The sequence below is a fragment of the Furfurilactobacillus siliginis genome (assembly GCF_001437435.1).
Lineage (GTDB): Bacteria > Bacillota > Bacilli > Lactobacillales > Lactobacillaceae > Furfurilactobacillus > Furfurilactobacillus siliginis.
Map to the genome: position 1 here is coordinate 19,364 of NZ_JQCB01000013.1, position 12,612 is coordinate 31,975.

General features: G+C 43.9%; 12 protein-coding genes and 1 tRNA gene. 6 read left to right on the plus strand and 7 right to left on the minus strand.

The window, feature by feature from the left end:
- Positions 1–13 precede the first annotated feature (13 nt).
- From pcp to IV55_RS08365, 7 genes are all read right to left on the minus strand, one after another.
- Positions 14–631, minus strand: coding sequence for a pyroglutamyl-peptidase I (gene pcp, locus IV55_RS08335; RefSeq protein ID WP_057811220.1), 618 nt, complete (start codon positions 629–631; stop codon positions 14–16).
- Between the two features lie 409 nt (positions 632–1,040).
- Positions 1,041–1,111: transfer RNA gene (locus IV55_RS08340), tRNA-Gly, on the minus strand.
- Positions 1,112–1,187: 76 nt separating this feature from the next.
- Positions 1,188–1,805, minus strand: a complete 618-nt coding sequence (locus IV55_RS08345) for a CBS domain-containing protein (RefSeq protein ID WP_057811222.1) — start codon at positions 1,803–1,805, stop codon at positions 1,188–1,190.
- A 205-nt stretch (positions 1,806–2,010) separates the two neighbouring features.
- Positions 2,011–4,653 (minus strand): pyruvate, phosphate dikinase, encoded by a 2,643-nt coding sequence (gene ppdK, locus IV55_RS08350; RefSeq protein ID WP_057811225.1) that lies wholly within the window; start codon positions 4,651–4,653, stop codon positions 2,011–2,013.
- Positions 4,654–4,842: 189 nt separating this feature from the next.
- Positions 4,843–5,214: a hypothetical protein gene (locus IV55_RS08355; protein ID WP_057811226.1), complete on the minus strand. Its 372-nt coding sequence runs from the start codon at positions 5,212–5,214 to the stop codon at positions 4,843–4,845.
- The gene (locus IV55_RS08360; protein WP_186808469.1) at positions 5,207–5,527 is read right to left on the minus strand and encodes an acetyl-CoA carboxylase; all 321 of its coding nucleotides are present in this window, start codon (positions 5,525–5,527) and stop codon (positions 5,207–5,209) included. Before IV55_RS08360 ends, IV55_RS08355 begins: the two co-directional genes overlap by 8 nt.
- The gene (locus IV55_RS08365; RefSeq protein WP_057811230.1) at positions 5,520–6,827 is read right to left on the minus strand and encodes a Y-family DNA polymerase; all 1,308 of its coding nucleotides are present in this window, start codon (positions 6,825–6,827) and stop codon (positions 5,520–5,522) included. Before IV55_RS08365 ends, IV55_RS08360 begins: the two co-directional genes overlap by 8 nt.
- A 274-nt stretch (positions 6,828–7,101) precedes the next feature.
- On the opposite strand from IV55_RS08365, the gene IV55_RS08370 reads away from it, so the two are divergent.
- From IV55_RS08370 to IV55_RS08395, 6 genes are all read left to right on the plus strand, one after another.
- Positions 7,102–7,824: a VIT1/CCC1 transporter family protein gene (locus tag IV55_RS08370; protein ID WP_225425836.1), complete on the plus strand. Its 723-nt coding sequence runs from the start codon at positions 7,102–7,104 to the stop codon at positions 7,822–7,824.
- 32 nt (positions 7,825–7,856) lie between these two features.
- Entirely contained in the window at positions 7,857–8,558 is a 702-nt protein-coding gene (locus IV55_RS08375; protein WP_057811234.1) for a VIT1/CCC1 transporter family protein, read from the plus strand.
- A 114-nt stretch (positions 8,559–8,672) separates the two neighbouring features.
- Entirely contained in the window at positions 8,673–9,125 is a 453-nt protein-coding gene (locus IV55_RS08380; protein ID WP_057811236.1) for a GNAT family N-acetyltransferase, read from the plus strand.
- Positions 9,126–9,139: 14 nt separating this feature from the next.
- Positions 9,140–9,838 (plus strand): B3/B4 domain-containing protein, encoded by a 699-nt coding sequence (locus IV55_RS08385; protein WP_057811238.1) that lies wholly within the window; start codon positions 9,140–9,142, stop codon positions 9,836–9,838.
- A gap of 282 nt (positions 9,839–10,120) precedes the next feature.
- Entirely contained in the window at positions 10,121–11,812 is a 1,692-nt protein-coding gene (gene argS / locus IV55_RS08390; RefSeq protein ID WP_057811240.1) for an arginine--tRNA ligase, read from the plus strand.
- A gap of 12 nt (positions 11,813–11,824) precedes the next feature.
- A complete protein-coding gene (locus tag IV55_RS08395; protein ID WP_057811242.1) occupies positions 11,825–12,277 on the plus strand; it encodes an arginine repressor in 453 nt (150 codons plus the stop codon).
- Positions 12,278–12,612: the final 335 nt, after the last annotated feature.

Consider the following 12,612-nt stretch of genomic DNA (forward strand, 5'->3'; position numbering starts at 1 on the left):
GCATTGAGATCGGTTAGTTGTCGTAGTGATGAGTGACAATCGTTTGAATGGCAGCGGTAATTCCCTTAGTTGCGTCAGTTAGAGCCATGGAGGGGCTTAATTGATCAGTTACCTGTTCTGGTAAAAAGGGAATGTGAATGAAACCAGCAGCTTTGATGAACGGAAATTCATTTGCACGCATGAATTGTGCCTGATACATCACGTGGTTGCAGACGAACGTGCCCGCAGTGGTTGACACCATGGACGGAATACCGAGGGCTTTGATGGATGCCACGATTTCAGTCACGGGTAGTTGCGTGAAGTAGGCGTCTGGACCGTCACTTTGAATTGATTGGTTACGTGGTTGTTGTCCAGCATTATCTGCTCGGCTGGCATCGTCTAAGTTAATTGCAATGCGTTCAGGCGTGATGCCAAAACGACCGCCAGCTTGCCCAACATTTAGCAAAAAATCTGGTTGCTCACGAACGATTGCATCATGAAGGACAGTGCCAGATTCAGCGAAAATAGTAGGAATGATTTGTTTGACGACTGTCACACCTGCAATCGTGTTAGGTAATTGGTTGACGACTTCGCCCGCCGGGTTAATGGTTGCACCATCAAAGGCGTCAAAACCGGTAACAAGAATTTTCATATAAGACCTCCACAGAATTGGTAATTGGTGTTAATTAAACCACTTTGTCTAGCATTTACAAAGCGGTTATCAAAGACGTTTGGCTATTGCTCGTTAAATTTTGCGGAAAGTTACTGCTGATATCTGACGATGATTACGTTGCACCGTCAGAAATGGTGGAATGTGATTATGATCTGTATATAAAACACGGTAATGTACAAACGAATATGATGTATTTTCTAAAACGCACGGACTGGTTAATGAATCAGCAAAGTTAGAAAGAGATTGTAGATACAATTGATAAATGATTGCACTAAGCCAAACAAGGATTGATGAGACGACGTAGGTAAGTCATGAAGATCCTTTCTGTCGGAGGAAGCGCAAAGAAAAAAGGCCACATGACTGTGACCTTTCATTGACGCATATATTAAGCGGGTGACGAGAATCGGACTCGCGACACAAGCTTGGGAAGCTTGGATTTTACCACTAAACTACACCCGCAAAGTTTCAACTTTTATAGTGTAGCATAGCGTTTTTTAGATGTCATTACCTTCAAGGTGATTTTTAGTTAAAAAGCCTATGAAAGCCGGCCTAATTCAATAAAACGTTGAAATAAGCGATTCTTGGTAATTTTTCCAATGACATGCCAACTATCACTGGCTGACACGACGGGGAGAGAGTCGACTTGATGTTGCAGTAATAAGTCGCCAACATGCAAAATACTAGTGTCGGGTGTGACCGTGACAATGTTTGGCACGCGGGTCATTACCATACTGGCAGGAGTGGCCTCTAAATCATTGTTATTGATACTGGCACGCAGCAAATCTTTACGAGAAATGAGGCCGCGAAGATTGTGATCTTTATCGACGACATATAAAGAGCCAACGTCTGCCATAAATAACGTATTCACAGCTTGCTGTAGGGGTGTGTCAGGTTGGATTTCAGTGGGCGGCAGTAAGATGTCGGTGATGCTTTCTTCATATAAGTGTTGATGATCGATGTTAGTCGCAGTTTCGGCGTAGGCATAACCAACTTTCGGACGTGAGGTTAATTGCCCGACTGCGGTTAATAGGCGTAGATCTGTACGAATGGTGGGGATTCCCATCTGTAATCGTTCAGCAATGGCTTCTGCAGTTAACGGACTTGTTTGTTTGAGGATTTTGATGATGGTTTGTTGACGTTTGGTAAAGTCCATGATGGGCTCCTTATAAATAATGTAATACCTTTATTATAGGTCAGCAGGTGACGTTGCTCAAACGTCATTTTGACAGTGGTATTGGTAGAATTGAATGAGTTTCTGTCCCGCGTTTTTGCTATTGAAAATTAGAAAACAACAATGGGCCTGTAGACATATTTAGTTATGTCCCAGACCCACGTCTTTTTGTATAGCGATAAAAAACTTAGGCAGTTACTGCCGATTGTACTTCAGAAGCAGGCAGATGTGCTTGTGCTGCAGCTAAGCGTGCCACAGGAACACGGAATGGTGAACAGGAAACATAGGTTACGCCAATCTTTTCAAAGAAGTTAATTGAAGCGGGATCACCACCAACTTCACCACAAACGCCGATTGGTAGCTGCGGTTTTGTTTGACGACCACGGTCAACGGCAATTTGCATAAGTGCGCCAACACCGTCAATGTCAACCGTTTGGAATGGATCAGCGGGAAGTAAGCCTTTAGCCAAATATTCTGGCAGGAAAGCACCAACATCGTCTCGCGAATAGCCAAAGGTCAGCTGCGTTAAATCGTTGGTACCAAAGCTAAAGAAATCTGATGATTCAGCTACTTGGTCGGCGGTCACACAGGCCCGCGGCATTTCCATCATCGTGCCAACGGTGTAATCAAGGTTCCATGATTGATTGGTCATGCTTTTATCAATTTGGTCCGTGACAAGCTGGCGTACCCAGGCCATTTCTTTTTGCGTATCTGTGAGCGGAATCATGATGTGCGGTGCAACAGTAATACCTTCGTTGTGTAATTTCAGTACTGCATTCATGATTGCCTGCACTTGCATTTGATAAATGTCAGGGTAAGTGACGGCTAAACGATCGCCTCGGTGACCCAGCATTGGATTTAATTCCTTTAAAGAATCAACCCGTGTTTGAAGGGCTGCCGGTGTCGTATTGATTTGTTCGGCTACCTCAGCGATTTCTTCTGGGTCATGTGGTAAGAATTCGTGTAAAGGTGGATCCAATAGGCGAATGGTCACAGATTTACCAGCAGCTAACTTATACAGTTCATAGAAGTCGGTTTGTTGCATGGCGAGTAATTTTTCGAGCGGATCTTTACGTCCCGTAGCATCCGTTGCGATAATGAGCCGTCGCATTTGTAAAAGCCGTTCAGGTTTGAAGAACATGTGCTCAGTGCGTGTTAGGCCAATGCCATCAGCATCAAAGCTCAGTGCGCGTTCAAAGTCAGCCGGTGTATCCGCATTGGTATACACACCCATGGATGCATGTGCTTTGGCCCAGGTTAGTAATTGTTGTAAATCATCATTAATTGTCGCATCGGATGTTGCCATTTGACCTAGATATAAGTGACCAGTGGTACCGTCAACAGATAGCCAGTCACCTTCATGCAATGTTTGGTCGTTGATTGTGGCCTGATTTTTTGCATAATCGACGTGCAATTCGTGTGCACCAACGACACCGGTTGCCCCCATACCACGAGCAACTACGGCTGCATGGGAGGTCATTCCACCGCGTGCAGTGACAATTGCTTCACTGACAACCATGCCCTCAATATCTTCAGGGGAGGTGTCTTGACGAACTAAGATAACTTGTTGATGCTGCTCATCATGGGCGGCCTTAGCTGTTTCAGCAGTGAAATAAACTTGACCAGTAGCAGCTCCAGGAGAAGCAGGAAGCCCGGTCGTTAAAACAGGGTGATCAAATAAAGCAGTGTGATCAAATTCAGGATGTAGCATGGTACCAACCGCTTCTGGTTTGACACGTAGTAAGGCGGCTTCTTCAGTAATCAGATGTTCTTTTACCTGATCAACCGCGATCTTAACTGCCGCAGCAGGTGTCCGTTTGCCATCACGAGCTTGCAACATGAAGAGTTGACCATTTTCGATGGTGAATTCCACGTCTTGCATGTCGCGATAATGTTGCTCCAATTTTTCTGCAATCCCAGCCAATTGATCGTAAACATGTGGCATACTGTCGGCTAACGTTGAGATTGGTTGTGGTGTGCGAATACCAGATACGACGTCTTCACCTTGGGCGTTTAACAAATATTCACCGAACAGCGCTTTTGTTCCTGATGCTGGATTTCGTGTGAATGCAACTCCTGTACCAGAATTTTCACCAATGTTACCGAAGACCATTTCTTGAATGTTGACAGCTGTGCCAAGAGATTCAGGAATGTTGTTTTCACGTCGATAAATTTTTGCACGATGGTTATTCCATGATGAAAAGACAGCCTGTACTGCGGCTAACACTTGGTCATGGGGATCTTGTGGAAAGGCTTTGACATCAGTTGTTTCGTATATTTTTTTGAATTTTGCAACGATCTCTTTTAAATCAGCGACAGTTAATTCTAAATCGGATTGATAATTTCTTTGGTGCTTAATATCAGTTAGCACGTCATCAAAAGTTGCTTCTGGAATTTCATATACGACGTTACCAAACATGGCTAATAAGCGGCGATAGCTATCGTAGGCGAAGCGCTCATTCTTAGTTAACTGGGCTAATGCGGCGACACTTTGATCGTTTAGTCCGATATTTAAGATGGTGTCCATCATTCCAGGCATCGAAATTGCGGCTCCTGAACGAACGGATAATAGTAGTGGATTAGTCACGCTACCGAATTCTTTGGCAGCCAGGTGGCTTAGATGGGCGAGTGATGCGTCGATTTCTTGAACGAGCTGGTCGCTTAAGATGCCATGATTTTCTTGAAATTCATGGCAAGCGGCAGTGCTAACAGTAAAACCGCTGGGAACAGGGAGTCCTAAGTTAGTCATTTCGGCCAAGTTTGCGCCTTTGCCACCTAAGATGTTGCGCATTGACTTATTACCTTCACTAAATGTATACGTATATTTCATTACAAAGCAACCTTTCGTCTGCATATATAACATCATTAATAAACAATCATCATGTTATATAATATAAAATATAAATGCAAGCGCTTTCTGTCCGTGAAAACTTTGTTCATATCGATAACGAACGGTGGAAACCGTTTTTTGTCTCAAAAAAATATCGCTAACCAATTAGTGGTTAACGATATTGAAAATTTATTTAATGAGCTTCACGTGACGAATATCGTTGATCATCAATGGCTGGCCAGTGTCTAAAACGACAGCATCGCCAGTCGTACCGCTGATATGCCCAGTTAAATCCGGTGCATATACTTTATCAGAGTTATGTGGATACCGTTGAATGCTAACCATGTACTGGTTTGCGTAAGCGTCGGCAAGAAGTTCCCGTACAGTATCACTAGACTGGCGTTCATGAACCTGTTGTGGCTGTTTATCAGTGGCTTCTTTATTCAATGCACTGGTGTGATCTGATAAATAATAACCTTGCCATTTCAACATTCCGCGTTCGACATACCGATTCGCAAAGAAGTCATGAGCACGGTTGTAGTCTGGTTCTGGTTCATTCATCCCAATGTCTCCTTTTTTGAATGATGTTGTAGTTGCTAGGCCAATGTTGTCCAGTAAAGCCTTCATAAAGAACACTCAGCTGGGTGTGCTTTTTGAGTGATATGATAACGGTTTCGAGATAGGCAAGATCATAGTGGGTAATCGTGTGTAACGGTACTGATTTTTCACGATGGCCCTTCAAGCGGCTGTCAAAGAAAAAGTTATAGGTCTGGTCGTATGGATCATCTACAACCTGTAGCCAGTAGCGAACATTACGTTTACGAACAAACAATGCATCAAGCCGTTTTGTGATGACTTGAAGATCACTAATCATAAGCATTGCCTCCATTATGACCGCCGACGAGTGCTGCACGGTTGATGGCGGTTCCGCCTGGCATAATACTGCGTGCAAAGGTTGCGGCGCGAAAACCAAATTGTGCGCGCAGCATGTCCATGACGTTTTGAAAGTGCAGATTCTTTATCTGTTGTGTAGGATCGTCAAATAAATTGAGTTGCTGCCCAGTTGCCGGTGCTAATTTGCCAGTATAAACGGCAATATTGCGAACGGTTTCCTGGCGCCAGTGGGATCGAAATGCCATGAGTAGGTTTTCGACAATGATGTGATTGTCTGCGGTTGGATCAATGTTGACGGTTTGGTGAAAACCGCCTCGTCCAGTTTGCTCACTGGCTGCGTAAGAAAAGCCAATGCTTAGAGAAAGGCTACCTGCTAGCCGATTGTGATGACGTAAACGTGAAGCAACCTGTTCGCCGATTTCTTTAATGACGGTTTCGATTTCATGTTGATCACGATAATCACGCGGTAGTACCTGGGAATTACCGAGGCTACTATCGTGAACGGGAATGCGTTCGCGTAGCAACGTGCGATCGATGCCCCAAGCAAGGGCGTATAACTGACCGCCGATGATCCCAAATTCAGCAGTTAATTGATCAGGATTACAATAGGCCAAATCATGCATGTTATGAATGCCAATTTTTTCCAAGTGGGTAGCAGTACGATGACCAATACTCCAAACATCGGATAAGGTTGGTAAAGTCCAAATCTTTTCTGGCACAGTTGCATAACGAATCTCGCCAATTAAATCAGGCGTGTGCTTTGCGTAGACATCCAGCGCGATTTTAGCTTGAACGGGTGTTTCACCAATGCCAATGGTGACGTATAAACCTAATTCTTGGCGAATGGTGTGCTGAATCTTCTTAGCGACAGCAAGTGGTGTTTCACCGAATAATTTGTAGGAATGGGTTAGATCGAGAATCGATTCATCGATTGAATATGGCCATAAATCTTCGTCGGCAACAAAGCGTCGAAAGATATTGTTGATTTGTAAATTACGTTTGATGTAGAGATTCATGCGTGGTGGAACGACGATAAGACGCTCATCCTGGGGTAAATCACGCTGCCTTGAGACGTTGGCTTTTAGGCCGTAACGGACTTTTGCATCAGGCGAAGTTGCTAGAATTAAGCCACCGTTAGTATTAGCTTGTTCGCTCATGACGACTAGCAGTGCCTTGAGCGGGTTTAGGCCGCGCATGACTGCTTCGACGCTTGCATAAAACGACTTGTTATCGACGAGAAAAAAGACACCATGTGGTTCATCTGAATAATCATAGGGCATGTTATCACCTCATTTACTTGACCACATAATACAAACATATGTTCGCATAGTCAAGTGCAAATAAAAACGATGTCCATGAGGCGACATCGTTGTAAAAGGGTGATTTAATTAGTTGAAAATGAGTCTGAAAACATGATGCAATCGTCTAAAAGGCATCAAAATAAAACTTGCAGTTGGTCGTGAAAGTGCTAGGATAGATGTTGCAAGTTAGAATAATTCTAAACAAAGAAGAAGCACTGATTAATAACTTTTATTATAAATGGAGTTGTTATGAATGAAAAGGGGTAAGCACATGGAATCAACTGCCACGAAGAAAGAAAAAAAGCCGGCGTCACTTGCACAACGAATCAACATTATGCGAGCCAGTGTCATGGGTGCCAACGACGGAATCTTATCTGTTGCTGGGATTGTTATTGGGGTAGCCGGTGCGACAAATAATTCGCATGCGATTTTTCTGGCCGGTATTGCGGGGATGCTTGCCGGAACCATTTCGATGGCCATGGGCGAATGGGTGTCTGTTAGTACGCAACGAGATTCTGAAAAACGGGCGATTCAGCGAGAGAGTCAGGCGGTTGATGAGAGATTAGCCGGCGAAATCAACTTCATTAAGCAAAAGTATATGGCACAGGGAATTTCCGATGAACTGTCTGAGAAGGCTGCTGAAGAAATGATGTCGGATGATCCACTGTATTCAGGTGTGCGTGAACGCTATGGGTTTGATCCTAAGGTGAAAACAAGTGCTATTGGTGCGGCCATGGCCTCCATGATTTCATTTCCCACTGGGTCAATTTTGCCGTTAGTTGCAATCACAATGTTCCCAGCCAAAATTCGCGTTATTGCGACGATTATTTCAGTTGTGCTGGCATTATCTGTTACAGGTTACACAGCTGCGATGTTGGGGAACGCCAATCGTGGTAAAGCCACTTTACGTAATGTCATCTCTGGTGTACTGACGATGCTGGTAACTTATGCGATTGGATTAATGTTTGCCCACTAATTACTCGTGAATTTTAAAAGGGGAGTTTGATTATGCAAGAAACACCAACTGAACCAAAAAAACGTCAAAAGATGACAATGGCCGAACGTTTGAATACATTGCGTGCTGGTGTATTAGGCTCTAACGACGGTATCCTAACAGTTGTCGGCGTGTTATTTTCGGTGGCCGTGGCAACGACCAATCAATTTACAATTTTCATTGCCGGTTTATCTGATTTATTGGCTTGTGCCTTTTCCATGGCTTCCGGAGAGTATGCTTCGGTCAGTTCACAAAAGGATACAGAAAAAGCGGCCATTGCTGAAGAAGAAGCTTTGCTGAAATCACAACCAGATCAAGAAGCAGCCATTGTCCGTGATTATTACATCAGTCGGGGCGTTTCAAAGGTTACTGCACAGGAAATTACCGATGAGTTGATGGCAAAACGACCATTAGAAACGTTGGCCCGAATTAAGTATGACCTAGAACTGGGTGAATACATGAATCCATGGAACGCAGCGTTTTCGTCATTGTTTGCTGCAGCTACCGGTGGTTTGTTCCCCTTATTTGCGATGACTTTTTCACCTGTCAATATCCAATGGCAAATGACGATTGCGGCCGTTACACTGTCGGTTGCACTGACAGGTTATCTGAGTGCTAAGTTAGGTGATGGGTTAACAAAGACTGCCATCATTCGTAATGTGATCGTTGGTTTGATTACGATGTTCATCCATTACCGTGTTGGATTATTACTATAGTTATTTAATTAGCATGCCGTGGATTAGCAAACGGCATGCTAATTTTTTTGTGTTTTCAAATTGATAAACGTGCTACGCTAATAAAAATATTGATGATAAAGGCGGGGATGCTTAATGACGGAATTACTGAATAAAGCGTTTGATGAATTGACGACCGTGGAACTGTTTGAAATTTACCGAGCCCGCACGGATGTATTTGTGGTGGAACAAAATTGTGCATATCCAGAAGTAGATGCAGATGATTTGGTCGCGAAACATCTGTGGTTTGCAGGCGAAGATGGACATGTTCGCGCATATTGTCGCTTGTACCCAGCTGCGCAGGCTGGTCACTGGCACATCGGCCGGGTGCTTGTGAATGAACGAGATCGCAAGCAAGGACTTGCTCGAAAATTACTACAGGCGGCTCTGAATTGGCTGCAACAGCAGTCCGAGATAGATGTGATTGATATTGCTGCACAGACCTATTTGACCCGTTTTTATGCGTCCTTTGGGTTTCAAGCGATTGGTGAACCATTCGATGACTTCGGGGTCATGCATCAGAACATGACATTGACGTTTGTTAAGTAGGAGGCGCTTTTGTAATGGCACGATTTATGGTTGATCCACAAATTTGGCGTCTATTTCCGACGACCAAGATTGCGTTTGTAACGGCTCGCGGAATTGATAACGAGCATCATACATTTCCAGCAGAACAATTAGCACAAGCAAATATGAATGCGGTGAAGTGGGTCCCAAACGACCCAATCAGTAACAATGAGATTATTCAATCGTGGCGGACTGCCTATCAGCAATTTAAAACGAAAAAGGGTGCACGCTCAGCCATTGAAAACTTATTAAAGCGGGCAAAAAATGGCAAAGGCGTGACACCAATCAATCCAATTGTTGATATGTATAACACTGTCTCTTTAAACTATGCTTTTCCGCTTGGTTCGCAAGATATGGATAAAATTGTCGGTGACATTCGATTGACCATGGCTGCCGGTGGCGAAAACTTTTTACCTATTGGTGAAACTGAAAACATGCCGGCGCTGCCAGGTGAGGTCGTTTACCGCGATGATCAGGATATTATTAGCCGTTGCTGGGCCTGGCGTGATTCAGGACGAACGGAAACCACCAGTACGTCTAAAAATCTGGTCTTCTACATGGAGAACATTGATCCTAAGCGGCATGAATTGCATGAGCAGGCTGTTAAACAATTAACTGACTACTTGAAGGCCTACTTTGAAGTGGATGCACAGACATATTGGTTGGATGTGGATCATTCAGAGATCACCTTTTAGAAAGGAACAAGCATTCTCACAGCAAACAATTGTCATTAACTAAAAATCTTGTTATAATAACGCATGTTCACGTTTAGAGGAGTAGCCCATGACTAACTTTCCAGCGAGTCGCGCATGATGGAAGGCGATAAGTTAGTTGGGTGAAGCGCGCTAAACGATACAAATTAATAATAAATGAGTGGACTAGGTGAAAGCCGAGTCAATAAGAGTGGTACCGCGGATAACCGCCTCTTGCATGAAAATGTAAGGGGCGGTTTTTCGTTACCTGAAAGGATGAATTACATGAATAATAAAGAACAAGTTGCAACTGTGATCAGTGCTGCGTTAGACAATGAACTGACCGTAGCAGAAGTGACAGAAAAGCTTGAACAACCAAAAACGTCTGACTTGGGGGATGTTGCGTTTCCAACGTTTACCTTAGCTAAGACGATGCATAAGGCGCCTAACATGATTGCAGCTGACTTATTAGCTAAAATCGATCAGGATGCGTTTGAAGGTGTCAAGGCTGTGGGACCATACCTGAACTTCTTCTTAAAGAAGGGGAATTTTGCGGCAACAACTTTACAAGCCGTTTTAACGCAGCAGGCTGATTACGGTCAGCAAGACCTCGGCAAAGGCGGGAATGTGCCAATTGACATGTCTTCACCTAATATCGCTAAGCCAATTTCGATGGGCCATTTACGGTCTACTGTGATTGGGAATTCATTGGCCAACATTTTAGCGAAAACCGGTTATAACCCAGTTAAAATCAACCACTTAGGTGATTGGGGCACTCAATTTGGGAAGCTGATCCAAGCTTACAAAATGTGGGGAAGCGAAGAAGAAGTTAAGGCTGATCCAATCAATAAGTTATTGGAATACTACGTGCGTTTCCATCAGGAAGATAAGGAACATCCTGAACTAGACGATGCTGCCCGTGAATGGTTCCGGAAGCTTGAAGATGGGAATGAAGAAGCCACAGAATTATGGAAGTGGTTCCGGTCTGAATCTTTGAAGTCATTCATGAAGATTTATGACGAATTGGACGTTGAGTTTGACTCCTTTAATGGGGAAGCATTCTACAATGACAAGATGGCTGAAGTTGTTCAAATCTTGGAAGATAAAGATTTACTGCACGAAAGTAAAGGTGCCGAAGTTGTCGACCTTGAAAAGTACAATTTAAACCCAGCTTTGATTAAGAAGTCAGATGGCGCAACGTTGTACATCACACGTGACTTGGCAGCCGCAATTTACCGGAAACGTGAATATAAGTTTGCCCAATCACTATACGTCGTTGGTGCTGAACAATTAAATCACTTCAAACAATTAAAAGCTGTGTTAACGGAAATGGGTTTTGAATGGGCGAAAGATATTCATCACATTCCATTTGGTTTGATTACGTTGAATGGGCAGAAGTTATCGACACGTTCTGGCCGGGTTGTCTTACTTGAGGATGTGCTGAGCGATTCAACGAAGCTCGCTATGCAACAGATCGAAGAAAAGAACCCATCCCTTGCAAATAAGGAACAGGTTGCCCATCAAGTCGGTGTCGGCGCCGTTATTTTCCATGATTTGAAGAATGAACGGATGAACAGCTTTGACTTTAACTTAGAAGAAGTGGTTCGTTTTGAAGGTGACACTGGCCCTTATGTACAATATGCCCGTGCCCGTGCCGAGAGTATCTTGCGGAAGGCCAACAAGACTGACTTTGATTTAGATAACATCAGTATTGATGATCCTGCTGCTTGGGACACAATCAAAGCATTGAGCGAATTCGGCGCAACAATCAAACGTGCTGTCGCTGAATATGAACCATCTGTTATTGCGAAGTATGCAATCAACTTAGCGCGTGATTTCAACAAATACTATGCAAACTCAAAAATCTTGGTCGAAGACGATGGCTTAAATGCACGTTTGGCATTGGTCAAGAGTGTCAGCATCGTATTGAAGGAAAGCTTACGTTTGCTCGGTGTGCAATCTCCTGACGAAATGTAGGGCGGTGGCAGAATGCGCAAGCAAGAACGCCAAGCAATCATCAGCGAATTAATCACGAACGAAACGATTGGAAACCAAGATGAGTTGCAAAAGCATCTGGCTGCCCAAGGTGTTAGTGCAACGCTGGCGACCTTATCGCGTGATTTAAAGGAACTACACATCGTCAAGGAACCAAACGCCAGTGGTAAAGCGAGCTATCGCATGTTGCAGATACCAACGGCTGCTTCAGCAGAACTGTTTGCACAACAGTTTCGCGAAGTCGTAATCGACTTTACGCAAGTAGAATTCATGAACGTTGTGAAAACAACACCTAGTGATGGTAATGCACTAGCGGCTGTGGTTGATGACTTGGATGAAACTAAAATCACCGGCACACTGGCAGGTCATGACACGATTTTAGTGATCAGTCCTAGTAAGGATGCTGCCAGTGAATTACATGAGCAGTGGCAAGCATATTTAAATTAGTGAGAAGTAAGCGCGGGATAAAAGTCGGTAAGTAGCGAGCAAGACCTAGAAACGCCGGACGGGTTGGGTTTCAACCCGGTAGGTGGTTCGTAGTCTGCACAGTTACGTGACTTTTAGCCCGCGTTTTCTCTATATTAAGTTCGTAAATCAAAAAGCGTGTCTGGGACAAGATGACTTATGTCCCAAAAACACGCTTTTTTGCTTGAAGTTTAATGCCGAAATCACTGCTGTTACAGTTGTTCATCTGTGCTTACTGAGCTGTTATTGGTTTTTGTGTCGGGTCTGGGACATAACTAATTATGTCCACAGACCCATTGTTGTTTTCTGATTTTCAA